22 protein-coding genes are annotated in these 21,693 nt (G+C 70.6%); 9 read left to right on the top strand and 13 right to left on the bottom strand.

Going from position 1 to position 21,693, the window contains the following annotated elements:
- Positions 1-8: 8 nt before the first annotated feature.
- Genes CP980_RS17045 through CP980_RS17055 form a run of 3 tightly spaced genes read right to left on the bottom strand, consistent with a single transcriptional unit; the run spans position 9 to position 2,623 of the window.
- Positions 9-1,184, bottom strand: a complete 1,176-nt coding sequence (locus CP980_RS17045) for a winged helix DNA-binding domain-containing protein (protein ID WP_150528525.1) — start codon at positions 1,182-1,184, stop codon at positions 9-11.
- Between the two features lie 54 nt (positions 1,185-1,238).
- Entirely contained in the window at positions 1,239-1,700 is a 462-nt protein-coding gene (locus CP980_RS17050) for a GNAT family N-acetyltransferase (RefSeq protein ID WP_150528526.1), read from the bottom strand.
- Positions 1,701-1,729: 29 nt separating this feature from the next.
- Positions 1,730-2,623, bottom strand: coding sequence for a GNAT family N-acetyltransferase (locus CP980_RS17055; protein ID WP_229907318.1), 894 nt, complete (start codon positions 2,621-2,623; stop codon positions 1,730-1,732).
- Positions 2,624-2,741: 118 nt separating this feature from the next.
- Between CP980_RS17055 and CP980_RS17060 the strand changes: the two genes are divergently transcribed.
- Positions 2,742-3,392, top strand: coding sequence for an HAD family hydrolase (locus tag CP980_RS17060; RefSeq protein WP_150528528.1), 651 nt, complete (start codon positions 2,742-2,744; stop codon positions 3,390-3,392).
- 140 nt (positions 3,393-3,532) lie between these two features.
- Entirely contained in the window at positions 3,533-4,717 is a 1,185-nt protein-coding gene (locus tag CP980_RS17065) for a globin domain-containing protein (RefSeq protein WP_425281770.1), read from the top strand.
- Positions 4,718-4,742: 25 nt separating this feature from the next.
- On the opposite strand, the gene CP980_RS17070 is transcribed toward CP980_RS17065, so the two are convergent.
- The 5 genes from CP980_RS17070 to CP980_RS17090 form a co-directional block, all read right to left on the bottom strand.
- Positions 4,743-5,222, bottom strand: a complete 480-nt coding sequence (locus CP980_RS17070) for an NUDIX domain-containing protein (RefSeq protein WP_132758104.1) — start codon at positions 5,220-5,222, stop codon at positions 4,743-4,745.
- A 74-nt stretch (positions 5,223-5,296) separates the two neighbouring features.
- Entirely contained in the window at positions 5,297-6,202 is a 906-nt protein-coding gene (locus CP980_RS17075) for a LysR family transcriptional regulator (RefSeq protein WP_132758102.1), read from the bottom strand.
- 177 nt (positions 6,203-6,379) lie between these two features.
- Complete coding sequence (locus CP980_RS17080; RefSeq protein WP_150528530.1) at positions 6,380-7,546, bottom strand: cystathionine gamma-lyase; 1,167 nt, start codon at positions 7,544-7,546, stop codon at positions 6,380-6,382.
- A complete protein-coding gene (locus tag CP980_RS17085; protein ID WP_150528531.1) occupies positions 7,543-8,034 on the bottom strand; it encodes a low molecular weight protein-tyrosine-phosphatase in 492 nt (163 codons plus the stop codon). The genes CP980_RS17080 and CP980_RS17085 overlap by 4 nt, the downstream gene beginning before the upstream one ends.
- A gap of 10 nt (positions 8,035-8,044) precedes the next feature.
- Positions 8,045-8,425: a phage holin family protein gene (locus tag CP980_RS17090; RefSeq protein WP_132758096.1), complete on the bottom strand. Its 381-nt coding sequence runs from the start codon at positions 8,423-8,425 to the stop codon at positions 8,045-8,047.
- Between the two features lie 89 nt (positions 8,426-8,514).
- Between CP980_RS17090 and CP980_RS17095 the strand changes: the two genes are divergently transcribed.
- The 4 genes from CP980_RS17095 to CP980_RS17110 all read left to right on the top strand — a co-directional run bounded on the left by CP980_RS17095 (position 8,515) and on the right by CP980_RS17110 (position 10,822).
- Positions 8,515-8,832, top strand: coding sequence for a cupin domain-containing protein (locus CP980_RS17095; protein ID WP_150528532.1), 318 nt, complete (start codon positions 8,515-8,517; stop codon positions 8,830-8,832).
- 163 nt (positions 8,833-8,995) lie between these two features.
- Complete coding sequence (locus tag CP980_RS17100; RefSeq protein ID WP_099895491.1) at positions 8,996-9,214, top strand: DUF5326 family protein; 219 nt, start codon at positions 8,996-8,998, stop codon at positions 9,212-9,214.
- 290 nt (positions 9,215-9,504) lie between these two features.
- Positions 9,505-10,275, top strand: coding sequence for an IclR family transcriptional regulator (locus CP980_RS17105; protein WP_132758092.1), 771 nt, complete (start codon positions 9,505-9,507; stop codon positions 10,273-10,275).
- Positions 10,276-10,372: 97 nt separating this feature from the next.
- Complete coding sequence (locus tag CP980_RS17110) at positions 10,373-10,822, top strand: SsgA family sporulation/cell division regulator (RefSeq protein ID WP_132758090.1); 450 nt, start codon at positions 10,373-10,375, stop codon at positions 10,820-10,822.
- 76 nt (positions 10,823-10,898) lie between these two features.
- On the opposite strand, the gene CP980_RS17115 is transcribed toward CP980_RS17110, so the two are convergent.
- Positions 10,899-12,308: a YibE/F family protein gene (locus CP980_RS17115; protein WP_150528533.1), complete on the bottom strand. Its 1,410-nt coding sequence runs from the start codon at positions 12,306-12,308 to the stop codon at positions 10,899-10,901.
- Between the two features lie 212 nt (positions 12,309-12,520).
- On the opposite strand from CP980_RS17115, the gene thiC reads away from it, so the two are divergent.
- Complete coding sequence (gene thiC / locus CP980_RS17120) at positions 12,521-14,308, top strand: phosphomethylpyrimidine synthase ThiC (RefSeq protein ID WP_099890687.1); 1,788 nt, start codon at positions 12,521-12,523, stop codon at positions 14,306-14,308.
- Between the two features lie 91 nt (positions 14,309-14,399).
- On the opposite strand, the gene CP980_RS17125 is transcribed toward thiC, so the two are convergent.
- Positions 14,400-15,506, bottom strand: coding sequence for a tetratricopeptide repeat-containing glycosyltransferase (locus CP980_RS17125; RefSeq protein WP_150530252.1), 1,107 nt, complete (start codon positions 15,504-15,506; stop codon positions 14,400-14,402).
- Positions 15,507-15,761: 255 nt separating this feature from the next.
- Here CP980_RS17125 and CP980_RS17130 point away from each other — a divergent pair, with 255 nt between their 5' ends.
- A complete protein-coding gene (locus CP980_RS17130) occupies positions 15,762-16,682 on the top strand; it encodes a hypothetical protein (RefSeq protein WP_189999047.1) in 921 nt (306 codons plus the stop codon).
- A gap of 18 nt (positions 16,683-16,700) precedes the next feature.
- On the opposite strand, the gene CP980_RS17135 is transcribed toward CP980_RS17130, so the two are convergent.
- From CP980_RS17135 to CP980_RS17145, 3 genes are all read right to left on the bottom strand, one after another.
- Positions 16,701-17,528, bottom strand: a complete 828-nt coding sequence (locus CP980_RS17135) for a hypothetical protein (protein WP_165937318.1) — start codon at positions 17,526-17,528, stop codon at positions 16,701-16,703.
- A 150-nt stretch (positions 17,529-17,678) separates the two neighbouring features.
- The gene (locus tag CP980_RS17140) at positions 17,679-18,893 is read right to left on the bottom strand and encodes a metallophosphoesterase (protein WP_167535845.1); all 1,215 of its coding nucleotides are present in this window, start codon (positions 18,891-18,893) and stop codon (positions 17,679-17,681) included.
- Positions 18,894-19,124: 231 nt separating this feature from the next.
- Positions 19,125-20,240, bottom strand: coding sequence for a LacI family DNA-binding transcriptional regulator (locus CP980_RS17145; RefSeq protein WP_099890691.1), 1,116 nt, complete (start codon positions 20,238-20,240; stop codon positions 19,125-19,127).
- 362 nt (positions 20,241-20,602) lie between these two features.
- Between CP980_RS17145 and hisC the strand changes: the two genes are divergently transcribed.
- Positions 20,603-21,682: a histidinol-phosphate transaminase gene (gene hisC, locus CP980_RS17150; protein ID WP_132758080.1), complete on the top strand. Its 1,080-nt coding sequence runs from the start codon at positions 20,603-20,605 to the stop codon at positions 21,680-21,682.
- Positions 21,683-21,693 lie beyond the last annotated feature (11 nt).

Genomic DNA, 21,693 nt, shown 5'->3' on the forward strand with positions numbered 1-21,693 from the left:
CGGCTCGATCACGCGACGAGTTCGCGTTCCAGCGGGGTGCGGAAGCGCGGGGTGATCCGGGCCTCGCCCACCCATCGGGCGAGGCGCGCCGCCTCGGCGGCCACGGATTCCCCGGCGGCGCGCCCGCGGTCGGCGAGCAGACGCCAGACGATCTCGCCATCCGCGCGCTGGGCCCACCCCCCGACGATCTCACCGTTCCACCAGACCGTGGGGCCGATGTTGCCTGCGTAGTCGAAGAGCGCGGGCCGGTGGGCGGGGTCGAGGTGGAAACCACGGTCGGCCCAGCCCATGCCACTGGGGTCCAGGCCCGGCAGCAGCGCGGCCCAGGGCTCCGGGGCGGCCTCGGGCGCGGCGTCACCGGGGCCGACCAAGGCGGTCCTGCCGTCGTCAAGGAGGACCTGTGCGGGACCGACGGCGGCGAGGGCCTTGCGGACCTCGGTGAGGGTCCAGCCCGTCCACCACTTGAGGTCCGCCTCCGTGGCCGGTCCGTACGAGTGCAGCCAGCGGCGGGCGATCTCGGCGCGCGCCTCGGCTGGTGGTACGGCGGGCCAGGGATCGGTGTGCACCCAGCGGAACTGGCTGGAGGTCCATGATCCGCGCGGCCGGTCACGGCGGATCCGGCCGTCGGCGGCCAGGAGCCGTATCACCCGGGTGGCGACGCCGGTCTCGGCCTCGTACTTCTTGCCGCGGCCGACGGTGATCTTCCGTCGCAGGGCCGGCACGGCCGCGGAGAGCTGGCTGCCGGTGCAGGGTCCGTGGGCGTCGAGGGCTTCCAGGGCTGCGGCCTCGGCTGCGGCCAGCCAGTCGGAGTCGAGGCCCTGGACGTCCTCGTCGAGGTGCTTGAGCAGCGTGCTGCGCTCCTTGACGGCGATGCCCCGGGCGGTGGAGGAGTCGACGTACGGGGCGAGTTCGCCGGAGACGGCGAAGAGGGTCCTGCGCATGCTGAGCAGCCGGACGAGGGAGACGTCCTCGTAGAGCGCCTGCTCGACCAGTGCGGGGCCGCCCTCCGCGAGCCGGGCGCGGGCCGAGAGGAACAGGGTCGCGGCGTCGGTGGCGTGCAGGGCGACGACGGCGTCCGCGACCTCGGCGACGCTGGATGCCCGCGTCGACGGGGCCAGGCGGTGCCTGCGCCCGAGCCGGTGGCGGCGCTCGGCGGTGGTGACGATCGGGAGGCTGGGACTCACCTTCCCGATCGTAGGCCGGGCCGGCGACAGCGGCCCGGCCTACGGTGCCGGCGGTCAGAGGGAGAGCTTGAACCCGACGTGGGACGCGGTGAACCCGAGTCGCTCGTAGAAACGGTGGGCGTCGGTACGGGTCACGTCCGACGTGAGCTGGACGAGTCGGCAGTTCTCACGGCGGGATTCCTCGATGGCCCATCGGATGAACTGCGTGCCCAGGCCGCTGCCGCGCTCGTCGGCGTGGACCCGGACGCCTTCGATGATGGATCGGGTGGCTCCCTGGCGGGACAGCCCGGGGACGATGGTGAGCTGCAGGGTGCCCACGACGCGGTTCTCGCGGACCGCGACGACCACGCGCTGGTGGGGGTCGTCCGCCAGACGCTTGAACGCCGCGAGGTACGGGGTGAGGTCGTCGGGTGATTCTCGGGCGGCGCCGAGCGGGTCGTCCGCCAGCATGGCGACGATGGCGGGCAGATCCCCTTCGGTGGCGGGACGGATCTCCGGCTCGTCGGGGTCGGTCATGGGGTCGTTCCTTTCTCGTCCCGGCACCCTCAGCCCGCTGCCAGGGTGAGCGGGGCCCAGCGGCGGGTCCAGTCGCCGGGGAGGGCCGGGATGTCACGGGTCATGACGGCGTTGAACGCCACGGAGTCGAGCCCGCGGTCCTTGAGCCAGGCGAGGAGCTGCTCGTGGCGTACGTCGATGTCGGTCCGCAGCGGCCGGTCGGTGGCGGCGGCGAGCGCGGTGACGAGCGCTTGGGCGTCGGCCGTGTCCCGTGCGATCAGCGGCCCGATGACGTGGGTTTCCATGTTGGGCCAGATCGCGGCATAGCCGATGAGCTCGCCCTGGGCGTCCTCGGCGACCATCAGCCGGTCTGCGAAAGCGGGCAACCGCGTGATCATGTGTGTCCGGTCGGTACCGAAGACCTCGGTGTCCAGGCGGACGATCCGCGGGATGTCCTCGCCGGTCGCCGGCCGGACCGTCGTGGAGCCGGCCTCGGTAGCCAGGGACCCGGGCTCTGCGCGGAAGGTACCGCGGAGCATCTCCGCTCGGCCGGTGGTGTCGAAGCCGAGCTCCTCGTAGAGCGGGCGGCCGTAGGGAGTGGCGTGGAGGGTGAGGGGGACGCCCTTGAGGACGTCGTCGCAGATGTACGTCATGAGGCGGCGGCCCAGGCCCTGCCGGGCGAAGCGCTCGGCCACGAGGACCATGCCGATGGCGGCAAGCTCCGGGCCGGAGGAGGTGTGCCCGTACGAGGTGACGACGCAGGCGGCGGCGAGTCCCTGTCCATCGGGTGCATCGATGCCGTAGCCGCTGCCTGCGGCGAGAAGCAGCCCCCACTTGTGGTCCTCGCGCGGCCACCCGCGGTCTTCGGAGAGGTCGGCGCAGCTGCGGAGATCATCCACGGTCAGCGCACGGATCGGCAGGTCGGTGAGGTGTGGTGGTGTCACGGGCCCAGACTGGATCATCAGCCGGAGGGCGTCCAGAGGATTTGGGATCGATGTTTCACGTGAAACATCGACCGGACGATGTTTCACGTGAAACATGAACGGGCTAGCCTCGTGTGCCATGAGCCTCCTGCACCTCTTCGATCTCGACGGGACGCTGATGCACGGCTCGGCAGCGCCGGTCGAGATCTCCCGACAGCTCGGCCTCAGCGCGGAGATCGCTGAGCTGGAGCGGGCGTTCGGTGCGCAGCAGATGGATCCGCACGAGTTCGCCGTGGCGGCTCATGCACTGTGGGCGGGGCTGACACCCGCGCACGTCCGGGCGGCGTTCGACGGTGCTCCGTGGCTGATGGGCATCCGGGAGGTGTGGCAGGAGATCAGGGAGCGCGGGGACTACTGCGCGGTGATCTCGCTGTCGCCCTCGTTCTTCGTGGAACTGCTCCTGGAGTGGGGCGCGCATGTCGCTCACGGTTCCGTCTTCCCGGAGGTGCCCTTCACCCGGCCCGTGGACGCGGCCGGGCTCCTGACGCCTGAGGGCAAGGTCATGATGGCGGACCGGCTCTGCGCGCAGTTCGGAGTGACCCGGGCCGATTGCGTCGCGTACGGGGATTCACCGACCGACTCGCTGCTCTTCGACGCCGTGTCGGTGTCGGTGGCGGTGAACGCGGGGCCGTATCTGGCGGAGCGGGCGACGTACGTCTACGAGGGCCGGGACCTGCGAGAGGCGTATCGCTTGGTCGGGGCGGCGCGCACGGAGGTCCAAGCATCTTAAGAGGGAAGCGGATCCGAAACGCGGACTTTCCAGGTTTTCCCGCGAGTAGTTGAGGCGGCTGGCAGGCTCTGAGGCCCGGAACCACGGATTCGAAGGCCGTGGCGTGCTTACCGACCGAGATGTTCGAAGCGAGGCACCGCATGGACGCTCCGCCCACCAGATCGGCCAGACGGACGGCCCGGATACCGTCCGGGGGCGGTGCGGTAGAGCCCTCCCCGGACGCGGTGCTCATCCGCCGGACCCTTGAGGAGATCGCACCGATCGCCGACAGGGTGACCTCCTACTTCTACGCCCTGGTGTTCACCGGGCATCCCGAGGTGCGGGGCATGTTCCCGGCCGCGATGGACGTACAGCGCGATCGGCTGCTGAAGGCCCTGCTGACCGCGGCCGAGCACATCGACGATCCGGAGGTGCTCGTCCCGTACCTGCGCCGCCTCGGTGCCGGGCACCGCAAGTACGGGACGATGGCCGGGCACTATCCGGTGGTGGGCGAGGCCCTCATCGGCGCGCTGTCCCGTTACGCCCAGCAGACCTGGGGACCGGAGACACAGGCCGCGTGGGTGCGGGTCTACACCGTGATGTCCCAGACGATGATCGACGCCGCGGCGGAGGACGAGGTGGAGAGCCCCGCGTGGTGGAACGCGGAGGTGGTCTCGCACGATCTGCGTACCCCGGACATCGCGGTGCTGACGGTCCGTCCCGACCAGCCGTACGCCTTCCTCGCGGGCCAGTACACGAGCCTGGAGACCCCGTGGTGGCCCCGGGTGTGGCGGCATTACTCGTTCGCCTCGGCGCCTCGCGCCGACGGGCTTCTGTCCTTCCACATCAAGGCCGTGCCGGCCGGCTGGGTCTCCAATGCGCTGGTGCGGCACGCGCGGCCCGGCGACGTGCTGCGGCTCGGGCCGCCGGCCGGGTCGATGGTGGTGGACCACAGCACCGACAACGGGATGCTGTGTCTGGGGGGCGGGACCGGCATCGCCCCGATCAAGGCGCTGATCGAGGACGTGGCGGAGCACGGCGAGCGCCGCCCGGTGGAGGTGTTCTTCGGGGCACGCAGCGACGGCGGCCTGTACGACAAGGACACCCTGCTGGGGTTGCAGCGCTCGCACCCGTGGCTGTCGGTGCGCCCGGTGGTCGGGGAGGGCCTCGCGGCCCAGCTGCCCCAGGCGATCGGCGAACACGGGCCCTGGAGCTCGTACGACGCGTTCGTCTCGGGGCCGCCCGGCATGATCCGCAGCGGCGTGAGCGAGCTCAAGCGCATCGGGATACCGGGCGACCGGATCCGCTTCGACGCGGTGGAGGAACTGGTGGCCGCGGCCGGCTGAGACCCGGCGTCCGGCCGGGCCGGAATCAGCCCAGGTCGGGGGCGTGCATGGCGCGTACCCCCTCGATGTTGCCATCGAGGTAGTGGCGCAGGGACAGAGGGACGAGATGCACGGCGGCGATGCCGACCCGGCTGAAGGGCACGCGGACGATCTCGTACTCGCCGGCGGGCTCGTCGATTTCGGGGCCGTGTCGCTGGCTCGGGTCCATGGATTCGAGGTGGCAGACGAAGAAGTGCTGCACCTTCACTCCGGTCACCCCTCCGTCGGCGATGTGCTCGATGGTGTCGACGAAGCAGGGCACGACATCAGTGATCTTCGCGCCGAGTTCCTCGTGGAGCTCTCGGTGGAGGGCGTCGACGACGGTGGCGTCCGAAGGCTCCACTCCCCCGCCGGGGGTCACCCAGTACGGATCGACGCCGGGCTTGGTGCGCTTGATGAGGATCAGGTCGTCACCGTCGAGCAGGATCGCGCGGGCGGTGCGTTTGACCACGGGACGTTCGGTCATGGGAGAAGAGTGGCCCGGACCGGGGTGTCTGAAACGCGTGTCGGCGAAACGCGCCGTACAACGCAAGCGGAGGCTCACCAGTGGGCGGCGGCGCGCAGCAGCCGGTCGTGTGCACGGGCGAGGTGGGCGAGCGCGAGACTGCCGGTCCGTACGACGAGGAACCACGTGCGCAGCGGTGGTACGGGCGGCTCCAGCAGGGCGACGATCTGCCCGCTGCCGAGGGCGTCCTGGCACAGATACCGAGGCAGGACGGCAAGTCCGGCGCCGGCCCTGACGCACTCCAGCACGGCCCGCAGATCGGGCGCGACGACGGTGGCGGCATCGGGCCGGGTTCCGGGACGGGTCTCGAAGACCGCTGCCCAGTAGCGGGCGACGAGCGGCAGCGTCTCGTGGACCTCGACGAGCGGAATCCCGTCGAGGGCGGCGGGGCCGCTCTCGCGCAGCCGGTCCGGATCGACGAGGGCGGCCCAGTAGGGCGCGGCGACCAGGACGTGCTCCTCGTCGCACAGGGCGGTCGCGCTGAAGAGGCCGCCGCGTGGGCGGGCCGTGGTGACGACGAGGTCGTGGTGGCCGGCGGCGAGCCCGTCGAGGGCCTCCTCGGCTCCGGCCTGGAGCACGGTGCGCAGGGTGTGGCCCTGGCCGACGAGCGGTGCGAGGGCGGGCAGGACGCGCAGGCACAGGAACTCGGGTGGACCGGCGAGGTGCAGGGTGCGTAACGCGCCGGCGGCCTCGCGTTCCGCCTCGGTTATCCGCAGCAGGGCGTCGAGGTGGGGGGCCGCTTTGTGCGCGAGTTCGTCGCCGACGGCGGTGGGGGTCACCCCGCGCGCCCTGCGGTGGAAGAGGGGCCGGCCCAGCTGGCGTTCGAGGGTGCGGATCTGGGAAGTGACGGCGGGCTGTGACAGCCCGAGGAGCGCGGCGGCCCGGGTGAACGAGCCCGCCCGGTGCACGGCGACGAAGGTGCGCAACAGGGCCAGGTCCATGAAGGCCCCTCTCGGTGGGGGCCTTCAACTATAAATATGCCGATAGGCCCCTGTCGTTACCGTGATTGGACTCTGACGCTGAGTCAACTAGCCTTGTGCGCGTGGTTCTTCGCGCGCGGAACCCGGAGCGGTCCGAGCCACTAGGGGGGAGGCTCGGACCGCTCGTGTTCCTGCTGCTCAGGCGCCCGTGCCCGCCACGTCCAGGGCCCGCAGCACGTCCGCGACCAGGTCGTCGGTGTCCTCGGCCCCGGCGGACAGGCGGATGAACCCGTCCGGGACGGGGTCGCCGCCCCACCGTCCGCGCCGCTCCGCGGTGGACCGTACGCCGCCGAAGCTCGTGGCGTCCTCGACCAGGTGCAGGGCGGCCATGAACCGCTCCGCGTACGCGCGGTCCGGCAGGATGAAGGAGACGACGGACCCGAAGCCGCGCATCTGCCGGGCGGCCGTCTTGTGCGACGCGTCCGCGGGCAGGCCGGGGTAGCGCAGTCCGGTGACGTCCCTCCGGTCGGCCAGCGCTTCGGCGACGGCCAGCGCGTTCGCCCACTGCCGCTGGGCCCGCAGTTGGATGGTGGCCAGCGAGCGGTGGGCCAGCCAGGCCTCCATCGGGCCCGGGATCGCGCCGATGATCTTGCGCCAGCGCCGGACGGCGGCGGCGAGCTCCGGGTCGCGGCAGACGACGTAGCCGAGCAGCAGGTCGCCGTGGCCGGTCAGCCCCTTGGTGCCGCTGGCGACGGAGAAGTCCGCGCCGAGTTCCAGGGGCCGCTGACCCAGCGGGGTGGCGAGGGTGTTGTCGACGGCGACGAGGGTGCCGCCCGCGTGGGCGGCCTCGGCCAGGCGCCGGATGTCGCACACGTCGAGCCCGGGGTTGGAGGGCGTCTCGATCCACAGCAGTCTGGCCCCGTCGAGGACGGCGAGCTGCGCGTCCTCCCCGGTCGGCGCGGTGCGGACGTGGATCCCGTACGCCTCCAGCTGCTCGCGGACCAGGGGCAGCGCCTGGTAGCCGTCGTCGGGCAGGACCACGGTGTCGCCGGTACGGGCCTGGGAGAAGAGGACGGCGGAGACCGCGGCCATGCCGGAGGCGAAGACGACGGTGTCCACGCCTTCCTGGCCCGGCGCTTCGAGTTCCCCGATGGCCCGCTCCAGCAGGGTCCAGGTGGGGTTGGTGTCGCGGCCGTAGGTGTACGGACCCTCCACGTCGCCGGGGAGGTGGAAGTGGGCGGCGAAGACGGGGCCGGGCAGGGGCGGTTCGTTCTTGACCGGTTCGGGCAGACCGGCGCGGACGGCCCGGGTGCCGTCGCCGGTGCCGTCCGCGGCCGCCGCCGTCTCGGCGGAGTGGTCGTTCATGCGGTGTGCTCCTTCACTGCCTCGCGTACCGCTTCCAACAGGCCCGCGCTCGCCGCCTCGACGAGCTCCAGGCACTGCTCGAACCCGTCGAGGGAGCCGTAGTAGGGATCCGGTACGTCGGCGTCGGAGGCCTTCGCCGCCGGGTCGTAGGAACGCAGCAGCCGTACCTTGGCGGCGTCCGCGGGGGTGGGCGCGAGCGCGCGCAGGTCCCGCAGGTGCCCGGCGTCGAGCGCGATGACGAGGTCGAGGCCGGGGAACCAGGAGGCCCGGAAGCGCCGGGCGCGGTGGCTCTGTTCGTATCCGGCGGCCTCCAGGACGGCGACGGTACGCGGATCGGCGCCGTCCCCCTCGTGCCAGCCGCCGGTGCCGGCGCTGTCCACCTCGACCAGGGCGTCGATCCCGGCCTCGGCGACGCGGGCCCGGAAGACGGACTCGGCCATGGGGGAGCGGCAGATGTTGCCCGTGCAGACGAAGCACACGCGGTACATGGCGGCCGGCTCAGTTCTTGTCGGGCAGGGCCATGTTCACGGCCCACGAGACGACGGAGATGATCAGGCCGCCGAGCAGCGCGGTCCAGAAATTGTCGACGTGGAAGCTGAGGTCGAGCTGGTCGGCCAGCCAGGAGGTCAGCAGCAGCATCAGGGCGTTCACGACGAGGGTGAACAGTCCGAGGGTGAGGATGAACAGGGGAAGCGACAAGAGCTTCACCACGGGCTTGACAATGAAGTTGACCAGGCCGAAGACCAGGGCGACCAGGATCAAGGTGAGGGTCCGGCGACCGAGGGAACTGTGGTCGTCGAGCGTGATGCCGGCGAGCAGCCAGATGGCGACGGCCAGGGCGGCCGCATTGGCGAGCGTCTTGACTACGAAATTCGTCATGTGTCTGATCGTGGCAGAGAAGATCCCGGTGGGACATCAGCAGATCAGCGGATGCCAGGGAACGTGAGAGAGCAAGGGGCACAAGGACGATGAAGGCCTTCCGGCTGGACGAGCTCGAGGCGGAGCGGCTCGCGAACGACGGCGCCTATCTGCAGTTCCTGCGCGAGCGGAACATGTCGGTGGGGCTGTACGCCCTCGATGCCGGCCGGAGCGATCCGCAGCAGCCGCACCGCCAGGACGAGGTGTACTTCGTGGTGAGCGGCCGGGGTTCGATCACGGTCGGGGAGGAGACGACGACGGTGGCGCGCGGCAGCGTCGTCTACGTGCCCGCCGGGGTGGTCCACAAGTTCCACCACATCACCGAGGACCTGCGGGTATTGGTCGTGTTCTCCCCGCCGGAGACCTGACCGGGCGGCCCCGGCCCAGGGTCGGACCCCCTGATTCCCCTAGGGGGCGGATCAGGGGAGTCCGAGGGCTCGCGGGCCCCCGGACGGTTGAGCGGCCTCCTAGCATCGAGAGCAGGAAGTCACGGCTCAGGAAGCTCAGGAAGAGGTCGAGGACATGGACGGCATCCGACAGACATTCGCAGGCATGCCCTGGTGGGTTAAGTGGGTCGCGATCCCGCTTCTGGTGCTCTTCGTCTTCGGCGGTGTCATCACGAGCATTCTCGGTGCCCTGATCTCGTTCGTCTTCAAGCTGCTGCTCTTCGTCGCCCTCGTCGGCGGTCTGATCTTCATCGTGAAGAAGTTCACCGGGGGCGGCACGAAGTCCTCCTCGCGCGACTGGTAGGTCGCCGGAGCCCCAGCTCCCAGGGCTCCGGGCTCCGGGCCCCGGGTCAACCGGGGCGATTAACCCGGGTGGGGGAACGTGGGGTGGCAAACCGCCCGCACCGCGGTAATCGGCCGATAGGGTGGCAATCTGCGCCGCTCCCTGGGCACCGGACGCCGGTGGTGCCGCCTTGACCAGCGGTTTTCTCCAGTTCCGGCCTCAGCACGACCCCCAGGAACCGCGGCGCGCGCGGGGGCGGCCCCCGCAGGGCGGGCCCTCCCCAGGCCCGCCGCCACGCCTGGGGGTGAGCTTTGTCTTCGGTTCACAATGCCGGTGTGCCGACGCTGATCGGTTCGGTGCAGCGCGCGTTGAGGCTGCTCGAAGCAGCGGGTTCCCACAGCGAGGGAGCCCCGGCGAAACAGCTGGCGCGCGAGGCCGGGCTCCCGCTCCCCACCGCGTACCACCTGCTGCGCACCCTCACGCACGAGGGCTATCTGCGGCGCGAGAGCGGAGTCTTCGTGCTCGGCGCCGCCGCCGGGCGGCTGGCGGCGGGCGGGCTGCAGCAGAAACGTCGCAGCATGATCCTCGACTCCCTCGCGCACTTCCGTGACGCGGTCGGGGCCCCCGTCTACTTCGCCGTGTTCCGCGAGGGTGAGATCGAGCTCGTGGGAGTCTCGGACACCCCGGCCAGCCCCGCCGTCGAGGAGTGGGCGGATTTCCGTGCGACCGGCCACGCGCACGCCATCGGACAGTGCCTGCTGGCCCAGCTCGACGAGAAGACGCGCAAGGACTATTACGAGCGGCACCCCGTCGAGGCCGTCACCCAGTACACCGTCCGGGACCAGAGCGCCCTCGAACATCGCATCGGCGCCCTCGGACGCATGGAGCCGGTTACGGAGCGTCAGGAGTACGCGCTGGGCACGGTCTGTGCAGCCATCCCCATCACTGCGGGCGATACCGCCGCAACCATGGCGATTTCTCTCCCTTTGCACCATGAAGAAAGATTGCTGTATGTGGTCGATCGACTACGGAGTGAAGTAGGCGCGCTGTTGAGCACCCTCTCGTTCTCTATCAGTATCTGAAAACTCACTCCTTGTGATCTGCATGAGCTTCCACCACCCTTGTCAAGAGGGCCCTGGGGGATCATTCCTGGCCACTTCCACTACAGCGGGGTAGTCCATGCGCGAGTCGGTACAGGCAGAGGTCATGATGAGCTTCCTCGTTTCCGAGGAGCTCTCCTTCCGGATCCCGGTGGAACTCCGGTACGACACCCGGGACCCCTACGCAGTGCGCCTGACGTTCCACCTTCCCGGAGACGCCCCCGTGACCTGGGCGTTCGGCCGCGAGCTGCTCCTCGACGGCATCAACAAGCCGTGCGGCGACGGCGATGTGCACATCGCCCCCACCGATCCGGAGGAACTGTCCGACGTTCACATCAGGCTCCAGGTCGGCAGCGACCGGGCCCTGTTCCGCGCCGGCGCGGCGCCGCTCGTCGCGTTTCTCGACCGTACCGACCGGCTTGTTCCGCTCGGTCAGGAGCGCAGCCTCGGCGACTTCGAGGAGAACCTCGACGAGGCGCTCGACCGGATCCTGGCCGAGGCCCGGCAGAACGAGCAGAACGCCGGCTGAACGGAGGGCCCGGACGGACCGGGCGGACCGACCGTACGCGCCGAGCAGCCCCGGGCCCCCGAGCCTCCCGGGTCGCTCAGCGCTTGCGCCGCCGCCCCCGGCCGCTGCGGACCGGCCCCGAGGCCGCCGCTCCGGCCGGGGCCCCCGGCCGGTCGGCGGAGACCACCAGCGCCGCGAGCGCCGTGGTCACCGGGACCGAGGCCACCAGGCCGATCGACCCGACGAGGGTCCGTACGATCTCCTCCGCGACCAGCTCGCTGTTGGCCACCGACCCCATGCTGCTGTTCGCGATCGAGAACAGCAGCAGCAGCGGCAGCGCCGCGCCCGCGTAGGCGAGCACCAGGGTGTTGACCACCGAGGCGATGTGGTCGCGGCCGATCCGGATGGCCGCGCGGTACAGGGCGCGGGGCCCCATCGACGAGTCGGCCTGGTGGAGTTCCCAGACCGCCGAGGTCTGGGTGACCGTCACATCGTCGAGTACGCCCAGCGACCCGATGATCACTCCCGCAAGCAGCAGACCGCTCATGTCGATGTCCGGGTAGAGCCCGTGGATCAGCCCGGTGTTGTCGTCGGTGTTGCCGCTGAGGAACGCCCAGTCGACGAACACCGAGCCGAGCAGCCCGATCAGCAGCAGAGAGACGAGCGTGCCGAGGACGGCTACGGAGGTACGGGCGCTCAGGCCGTGGCACATGTAGAGCGCGATCAGCATGATGGCGCTGGCTCCGACGACCGCGACGACCAGCGGGTTCGAGCCCTGGAGGATCGCCGGCAGGATGAACAGGGTCAGCACGCCGAAGCTGACGACCAGCGCGATCAGGGCGAACATCCCCCGCATCCGTCCGACGACGACCACGGCCACCGCGAAAATGCCGGCCAGGACCGCCAGCGGCAGCTTGCGGTTCACGTCGACCACGGAGTACTGGAGGTCCCGGGGCGCGTCCGGTGCGTACGCGACGACAACCCCCTGGTCCTTCTCCAACTGCCGTGGCGCGCCCGGCTGGACGATCTCGACGAACGTGCGGCCCTTGTCCGGTCCGGTGCCGACTTCGATGGTGGCCTTCTTGCAGTCGCCCGTCTGCTGGGCCTGGGCCTCGCGGCCCTCGGGGGTGGTGACGTTCCCGGTGGTCGGCACCTGTGAGGCGTTCACCGATTTGCAGTCGACCTGTTCGAGCGAGACGACACGTCCCTGCTGGGTCTGCCGGTCGAACCCCACCCCGGAGCGTTCGTGGGCGGGTGCGCCGCCCGGCCAGAGCACCACCATGCCGACGAAGACGGCGACGGCGAACGGGATCAGGACCGCCGCGATGACCTTCCGCAGGTGCTTCGAGACGGGAGCCGCCGGTCCGTGGCCGTGGGAATGACCATGGGAGTGGCCCGGGGGCGGGCTCTGGTCATGCCCGTGGTCGTGCCCGTGGCCCACGTGCGCGTGGTCGGTGTGACCTGTGGGCCCGGGGGGCTGGGTGGGGGGCTGCGGCGAGAACGTCACCGGCAGATCATCGCAAGAGTTGAGGGGGCCCACTGTTCAGCACGCCACAAATGACGCTAGCGTGGGGGCACCTTTGCACAACGCGGGAGCTCGGAGCACCGGGCTGAGAGGGCGCTGATCACCGTACGCGCAGTACAGATGCGTACGGGAAGAGGCTGCGTCGACCGCCGAACCTGTTACCGGGTAATGCCGGCGTAGGGAGATCAGGTCTCATGACCATTCAGGACGCACGCACGCCTGCCGTCAGCCAGGACGACGATGGCCGGACCGAGCGCCAGCCGGGCTGGCACAAGGGCTACGTGGCGGGCTCCCGCCCCGACATCCGGGTGCCGGTCCGCCAGGTCCACCTCACCAACGGCAAGGACGTGACGCTCTACGACACGTCCGGGCCGTACACCGACCCCCAGATCGAGACCGACGTACGGCGCGGACTGCCGCCGCTGCGCGAGAACTGGATCATCAGCCGCGGAGACACCGAGGAGTACGCGGGCCGCCCCGTGCGCCCCGAGGACGACGGCATCAAGCACACCTCGCCCCGCGGTGGCCTCAAGAACCTCGACGCGGTCTTCCCTGGACGCCCGCGTCAGCCCCGCCGGGGCCGTGACGGCGCCGCCGTCACGCAGCTCGCGTACGCCCGCCGCGGTGAGATCACCCCGGAGATGGAGTACGTCGCGATCCGCGAGAACGTCTCCCCCGAGGTCGTCCGTGAGGAGATCGCCGCGGGCCGGGCGGTACTTCCCGCGAACGTGAACCACCCGGAGATCGAGCCGATGATCATCGGCAAGCGCTTCCTGGTGAAGGTCAACGCCAACATCGGCAACTCCGCCGTCACCTCCTCCATCGAGGAGGAGGTCGACAAGATGACGTGGGCGACCAAGTGGGGCGCCGACACGGTCATGGACCTCTCGACCGGCCGTAACATCCACACCACCCGCGAGTGGGTGCTGCGCAACTCCCCGGTCCCGATCGGCACCGTGCCGCTGTACCAGGCGCTGGAGAAGGTCGACGGCCGTGCCGAGGACCTGACCTGGGAGATCTACAAGGACACGGTCATCGAGCAGGCCGAGCAGGGCGTCGACTACATGACGGTCCACGCCGGCGTGCTGCTGCCGTACGTGCCGCTGACAGCCCGCCGCAAGACCGGCATCGTCTCCCGCGGCGGTTCGATCATGGCCGCCTGGTGCCTCGCGCACCACAAGGAGAACTTCCTCTACACGAACTTCGAGGAGCTCTGCGAGATCCTCGCCACGTACGACGTCACATACTCGCTGGGCGACGGCCTGCGCCCCGGCTCCATCGCGGACGCCAACGACGCGGCGCAGTTCGCGGAGCTGAAGACGCTGGGTGAGCTGAACACGATCGCCAAGCGGCACAACGTGCAGACCATGATCGAGGGCCCGGGCCATGTCCCGATGCACAAGATCAAGGAGAACATCGACCTCCAGCAGGAGATCTGCGAGGAGGCGCCGTTCTACACGCTCGGCCCTCTGACCACGGACGTCGCCCCGGCGTACGACCACATCACCTCGGGCATCGGCGCCGCGATGATCGCCTGGTGGGGCACCGCGATGCTCTGCTACGTCACGCCGAAGGAGCACCTGGGCCTGCCCAACCGTGACGACGTGAAGACCGGCGTCATCACGTACAAGATCGCCGCGCACGCGGCGGACCTGGCCAAGGGCCACCCGGGCGCCCAGGAGTGGGACGACGCCCTGTCGGACGCGCGGTTCGAGTTCCGCTGGGAGGACCAGTTCAACCTGGCTCTCGACCCGGACACGGCCCGCGAGTTCCACGACGAGACGCTCCCGGCCGAGCCCGCCAAGACCGCGCATTTCTGCTCCATGTGCGGTCCGAAGTTCTGCTCGATGAAGATCTCCCAGGACATCCGCCGTGAGCACGGCGGCGATCTGAAGGCCGACGAGATCGAGGCGGGGATGGCGGAGAAGTCCGCCGAGTTCGCGGCGAGCGGCAACCGGGTGTACCTCCCGCTGGCCGACTGACCCGCCCATGGCGGCCGGCGCTGCTCTGGGGAGGATGAGGGGGCTTCCCAGAGCAGTGTCCCGGCACGCACATGCGGTGCGACAGCGGTGGTCAGACCTTCGCTTCGCGCGATGTTTCACGTGAAACAGGGACGGACGGCCCACTGCGCGCCGCCGCGAAACCGCGATTGGCCTCCGTCTGCCGGCGATACGGCTCCGGCAGGTCGGGCAGGGCCAGCAGCCGGTCGCAGGCGCGCAGGGAGGCCTGCATGTCGCCCACCCAGTACGCGGTGATGGAGTGCTCGAAGAGCAGCCCCCATCGGTACACCCAGGGCTGGACGAAGAGCAGGTCCGACGGGGCCGGGCGGTCCAGCACACCCGCCGTGATCGCGTGGGCCGTGTGGTGGCGCCCCAGCACCCTGAGCCTGGAGGCGAGTTCGTAGCAGGCTTCCAGCCGGGTGGGCCTGGATTCCCAGGCCTGTGAGAAGGCGTCCGTGGCCGTGGGCCAGTCGCCGGACTCGGCGCTCAGGACGCCGACCTGGAGCAGCGCGAAATAGACCTCTTCGGCCCAGCCGCCCATGGCCGCGCGGCGTTGGTAGAGCCGGATCGCCGCGGCCGTCTCGCCCATGTCCCGCATCGTCTGGGCCAGGTAGAAGACCGTCCTGGTGTTGGAGGGGTCCCGTTCGAGTTCGGCGCTGAGCAGGCGGGCGTCGCGCTCGAACTTGTCGTGCCGGGAGCCCCCGTCCGCATGGTCCTCGATGGACAGCGCGTCGAGTTTTTCCTGGAAGCCGGGCCGCTCGTCGTACTCCCCGGGCGAGTCGCAGGTCAGGTACTCGTGCGTGACGCCCTCGTACCGCCAGGGGAGATCCCCCCGGACCAGGCGCTTGATGCGGTACTCCGTGGTGCCCTCGTGGCGCAGCATGTACGACTGCGCCGTGAGCGGGGGCAGCGGGCCGGAGCGGCGCAGCACGAGGTCGGCGTCCAGCAGGAGCAGGTAGTCGGCCTTGCCGCGGGCATGCGCGATGTTGAGGCTGCGGTTGTGCCCGAAGTCGGTCCAGGGTTCCTCATGGAGCTCGCCGGGGATCCCGTGCAAGGCGCTGCGGATCAGTTCCTGGGTGCCGTCGGTGGATCCGGTGTCGGAGATGACCCAGGTGTCGATGAGGTCCCGTACCGAGTCGAGGCAGCGCTCGATGACGGCGGATTCGTTCTTCACGATCATGCAGAGGCAGATGGTCGGTTTCACGGCGGCTGACCCTAGGGACGGGGGCGGGCGGGCCGTCGGCGCCGCGCCGGGGCGCGGCCCGGGTGGCTCCCTCCTGCACCGCCAAGTGGCTGCGCGCGCTGGTCCGATTTGCTGACAGGCGGGCGAGGCGAAGTGGCTTCCGGGACATGGAACTTCAGGATGACCCGCGGGTCCGGTCATCTGGCCGGACTTCGAGCGATCATTCGATCCGGTGCGTGCGAGGAGCGGTACATGAGTTCTGAGGACAGGGCCCGATCCATCCTGGGGCCCCTGCCCCGAAGGGCCGGCTGGCTGGCGGGAGGCACCTTCGCCTCCGTCGCGCTGGTTCTGGCGAGCATCGCGGCTCCGGCCGCGGCCGGGGCTCCGCAGCCTGCGGGGACCGTCGTGGCCGGCGGTGGCGACCACTGCGGGCCGCGCGCCAAGAAGGCGATGGACCCGGCGGTCGGCCAGCCCTCGGGCGGTGGCGACAAGTGCAAGGCCGGCCCGACCGGGCCGCGGGGCCCCAAGGGCCACCCCGGGGCGACGGGCCCGACGGGCCCGACCGGTCCCACCGGACCGACGGGCGCGACCGGTTCCACGGGCCCCACCGGCCCGGGGACCGGTGTAACCGGCCCCACCGGTCCGACCGGTCCCACCGGCGACACGGGCCTGACCGGCGCGACGGGCTCCACCGGTCCCACGGGTCCGACCGGTCCGACGGGCCCCACCGGCGCGACGGGTACCCAGGGCGCGAGCGGCCAGTGCTTCGACGTGGACTCGATCCGGCCCGCTGCCTCTCGCGAGGTCAAGGCGGTCCTCTCCGACACCATCACCTACGCGGGCATCCGCGACCTCACGCCCTCGCCGACCAACTGGCGCTGGTACGACCTGACCGACACCGGCGAGACGTACCCGACCGACGCGTGTGCGGTATCGGTCTCGTCCCAGGCCAACATCGTCAACATCGAGGTCCTGACCACCGGGGGTGACATCTACGAGACCTCCTGCACCATCAACCCCGGCAGCCCGGACTCTCTCTCCTGCACAGAGGTGTGGGCGCCTGCGAACCCCCAGCCGACCCCTGGCTCGACCGGCGTCGTGACGCCTCTGATGCGGTTCTCGCACCAGCTGACCAAGGAGGACCTGAACCTGCGCCCCAAGGAGATCAAGTAACGGCAGCCCAGGCCGCCGTCACTGCGAGCCGCCGTCCGGGCTCGTGAAGTCCGGGCTCGTGAAGTCCGGCGGGGTGTAGCCGGGTCGGGGACCCTGTGAAGGGGAACCCGGGCTGGTGAAGTCGGGCCGGGTGTATCCCAGGTTGGGGATGCGCCCGGCCTTCGGCGTGTGCGGGGCCGGATACGCCGGCCCCGCGCTCGGATCGGCCAGCGCGTCCCGCAGGAACGGCAGGATGCCCCGCTCCAGCAGGGCTCGGCGCCAGGCCTCGCGGGCCCGCGCCACCTCGTCGGGTATCGCCTCGGCCCCGTCCTCGGCCACCACTTCGGTCGCCCGGTTGCGGACGGCCGTCACCAGCAGGGCTATCACCGCGAACAGCAGCGAGACCACGGTCAGCGCGCCGAACAGCCAACCGGCCGTCAGCATCGTGTCCGCGAAGGCCGGTTCGGGCTCGATCGCCTTCAGGATGTAGCCCACCAGCAGGAATATCAGCATCGCGGTGCCCGCCAGGACGGGTGCGAGCACGGCGACCACGGCACTGACACCCGCGCCGTCCTCGCCCTCGCCCTCCGACCCGGCACCCTGGTCCCCGGCCGAACCGGGGGTGGACAGCACCTCGTCGCGCCGTTCTCCGCGGAGCTTCACGTAGTGGTCGTACTCGGCCGCGGCCGCCGTCGTCAGCAGCGCGCTGGCCCCGATGGCCATCGTGCGCAGCTGCTCGGCGTTCAGGCGCTCACCGAGGGCGGCGAGCTCGGGCCGTTCGTGCGCGGTGCGCAGCGCCTCGTCGAGGAGCCGATCGAACTCGGGTCGGTCTTCGGTCAGCAGGTGCGGAGCGCTGTTCATGTGCATCCCCCGATGCTCCGTAGGGACCGGTTTGCCCGCGTAGACCCGGGCGCCGGCACAAACGGAGGAGAGCCTGCTACGGATAGGGCGATGGTAGAGCGCCCATGCCACGCCGTGACAGGGGCTTTCCCGAAATTACCCCCCTTCTGATAACCGTCAGTCGTTCAGGGGGAGTTGCACCACCAGCAGTTTGCCGGCCATCGTGACCCCGCCGTCCATCGCGATGGCGAGCCCCTCCGCGTACACGTGCGGCCCGTTCACGGCTTCCGGACCGCGCGACGCGTCGCCGTCCTCGGTACCCACCTCGCCCAGCAGGTACGGGATCGGGCTGTGCCCGTGCACCACGCGGCCACCGCCGTAGGTGTCGAGGAGTTCGCGTACGGCCTGGGGGCCGGTCTCCTCGTCGCGGAACGCGAACCGCTTGGTGAACTTGCGGAACAGGTCCCAGGTGATGTCGGCGTCGTTGCGGTTGAGCAGCTCGTGGATGGTGTCGTTGACGTCCTCGACGGAATCGCCGTAGTCGAGGTACGCGGTGGTGTCGGAGTGGAGCAGCAGGTGCCCGTCCTCCAGCACGGCCGCGTCCAGGCGCTGCATCCACTGCAGGTGCACGTCCTCCAGGCGCTCCATGTCGGTGCGCTGGCCGCCGTTGAGGAGCCAGGCGGCCTGGAAGGTGGCGGTGCCGGCGCCCGAGGCGACCGGGGTGTCGCCGAACCGCTTGGCGCCGATCAGCAGCAGCTCGTGGTTGCCCATGAGGGCCTTGCAGTAGCCGCCGGCGGCGGCGGCCTCGGCGGACAGCCGCATCACGAGGTCGATGACGCCGATGCCGTCGGGGCCGCGGTCGGTGAAGTCGCCGAGGAACCAGATGCGTGCGTTGCCGGCCGACCAGCGGCGGTCGGCGTCGATGAGGCCCTGCGCCTGGAGCTCGTGGACGAGCTCGTCCAGATAGCCGTGGACGTCGCCGACGACGTACAGCGGTCCGGGGCCGGAGGCCGGGGACTCCTGGGGTACGTACTGGACCTGGACGGTGTCGCCCGGTCCGCCGCGGCCGATGACCGGCAGATCGCGCTGGGTCGGCGTGTAGCCCTCGTCGTAGTCCTCGCCCGTCCCGTCCCCGTCGGCCGGGGCGGGTCCGTCGGAGGCGGGAGCCTGGCCCACGGGCGGCTGCGGGGGTCCGGCGGGCTGGGGCGGCACGGAGGGCTGAGGGGGCAGCGGTGCGCCCTCCCCGTAGTACGCGGGGTACTCGCCGTACACCGGGGCTTCTTCGGGAAGCGCGCCGGGCACGCCGTACGGGACGGGCTCGGCGACCGGAACCCGGAAGTCCCGCAGCGTCTCCGTCCGCATAGCGGGTCCCTGACCGGCCCCCTGAGTCATCGACCCCTCCACCACCGTCGCGCTGCCGTACACCTGCGGACCCTCCTGGCCTCCTGGGCGGAGGGTCCGTGATGTCGTGCGCCCATCATAGGAATGCGGCTCGCGCTCTGTGACGCACCAGGGGTGGTGAATCCTGGGCGGAACCAATAGTTCCTGCCGCTTTCTCCCGAAATGGGTGTTGCGGAAATCCCCGGCGGGACCTTCAGCCCCGCCGGTATCACGCCGCGGCGGTCAGTCCTTGGCCGGCGAACGGGGCGGGCTGACGGTCGTCCGGGGCTGCCTGCGCTGTGAGGAAGTGCGGACGATCAGCTCGGTCGGGACGACCTGTTCGACCGGGCGGCCGGTGTCCACCCCCTCGATGGCGTCGATCAGGAGCTGTACGACGGCCGTGCCGATGCGGCGCGGTTTGAGGGAGAGGGTGGTGATGGGCGGTTCGGTGTTGGCGTACACGGTGGACTCGCTGCAGCAGACGAGCAGCAGGTCCTCGGGAACGCGCAGGCCGTACCGGCGGGCGGCGGCGAGCAGATCGGTCCCGTTGGGGTCGAAGAGCCCGTAGACGGCGTCGGGCCGGTCGGGCCGGGCGAGCAGCCGGTCCGCGGCGACGGCGCCCGCGCACGGGTCGTGGGCGGGGTAGGACTCGTAGACGGGGTCCTGGCCGACGCGCTCGCACCAGTTGAGGTAGGCGGTGGTCGACAACCGGGTGTAGGTGTCCGTGGTGGTGCCGGTCAGCAGACCGATCCGGCGGGCGCCGGCGGCGGCGAGGTGGTCGAGCAGGTTGAGTACGGCGGCCTCGTGGTCGTTGTCGACCCAGGCGGTGACGGGGAGGGAGCCCGCCGGACGGCCGTCGGAGACGACGGGGAGTCCCTGTCGGACCAGTTCGCTGACGACGGGATCGTGGTCGGAGGGGTCGATGACGACGGTGCCGTCGAGGGCCACGTTGGACCACACGTCGTGTCGGGATGTGGCGGGGAGGATGACCAGGGCGTAGCCGCGGGCGAGCGCGGCGGAGGTGGCGGCCCTGGCCATCTCGGCGAAGTACGCGAATTCGGTGAAGGTGAAAGGTTCATCCCCGTACGTGGTCACGGTCAGGCCGATGAGGCCCGACTTGCCCGTACGGAGGGTGCGGGCCGCGGCGGAAGGGCGGTAGCCCAGCCGGTCGGCGACCTCGCGAACGTGGCGGCGGGTGGCGTCCGGCAGCCGTCCCTTGCCATTGAGCGCGTCGGAGACGGTCGTGATCGAGACGCCCGCCGCGGCGGCCACGTCCCTGATGCCGGCCCGGCCCTGTCGGCCGGCGGCCCGCCGGGTGGTCTCGGTCCGGCTCACCTGATGCTTCCCTGCTGCTGTCATGGCGAGCCGATAGTAGGGCTCGGCGGGGTGGGTGGTCCGGGTGCATATGCACGCGTTGACAGGCACGATTCTGCACGGTTCGCCACCCCCAATGACCTTGGAAATGAAGGAATTTAAGCGCAGCGAGTGAGCAGGGTGCTTGTCGGCGGGTACGGGCATGCCAAAGCGGTGTGATCTCGGGACGGTCTCAACTCACCTGTACGAGGGATGCGCGCCACGGCGCGGGCCACCGGCGCACGCATATATGCGTGCGCTCCCCCGCAATCCCGGCGCCGCCCATTTTCGGGAGGGCGGAATCCTCATAAGGTGAGCAGTATTGAGTCGACGGCGACGTCGTACGGGACGGTCGAGGAGGACCTGCGGTGAGCGAGAAGAGCCCGAAGCTGCGCGCCGAGCTGGACGGCATTCCCACCTACAAGCCCGGGAAGCCCGCTGCCGCGGGCGGTCCGGTCGCGTACAAGCTGTCCTCGAACGAGAACCCGTACCCGCCGCTGTCCGGGGTGCTGGAGACCGCGGTCGCTGCGGCCGGACAGTTCAACCGCTACCCCGACATGGCCTGCACGGGCCTGGTCAACGAGCTCGCCGAGCGGTTCGGGGTCCCGGTCGAGCACATCGCCACCGGCACGGGCTCCGTGGGCGTGGCCCAGTCGCTGATCCAGTCGACGGCCGGCCCGGGCGACGAGGTCATCTACGCCTGGCGCTCCTTCGAGGCGTACCCGATCATCACGCAGATCTCGGGTGCCACGTCCGTGCAGGTCCCGCTGACCGAGGGGGACGTGCACGACCTCGACGCGATGTTCGACGCGATCACCGAGCGGACCCGACTGATCTTCGTCTGCAACCCCAACAACCCGACCGGCACCGCGGTGCGCCGCGCCGAGCTGGAGCGGTTCCTGGACCGCGTGCCCTCCGACATCCTGGTGGTGCTGGACGAGGCCTACCGCGAGTTCGTCCGCGACACGGAGGTCCCGGACGGCATCGAGCTCTACCGCAGCCGTCCGAACGTCTGCGTGCTGCGGACGTTCTCCAAGGCGTACGGGCTCGCCGGCCTGCGCGTGGGCTTCGCGGTGGCACACGAGCCGGTCGCCGCGGCCCTGCGCAAGACGGCTGTGCCGTTCGGCGTCAGCCAGCTCGCCCAGGACGCGGCGGTCGCCTCGCTGCGGGCCGAGGACGAGCTGATGGGCCGGGTCGGGGCACTGGTGGGCGAGCGCGCACGGGTCCACAAGACGCTGCTCGGGCAGGGCTGGACCGTGCCGGACACCCAGGCGAACTTCGTGTGGATGCGGCTGGGGGAGCGGACCGCCGATTTCGCGGCGGCCTGCGAGAAGGCCGGTGTGGTGGTCCGGCCCTTCGCGGGCGAGGGCCTGCGGGTCACGATCGGTGAGTCCGAGGCGAACGACATCTTCCTGCACACGGCCGAGGCCTTCTTCAAGGAGATGTAGGGCGCTGAGCG

The sequence above is a fragment of the Streptomyces vinaceus genome (genome assembly GCF_008704935.1).
Classification (GTDB): Bacteria; Actinomycetota; Actinomycetes; order Streptomycetales; family Streptomycetaceae; genus Streptomyces; species Streptomyces vinaceus.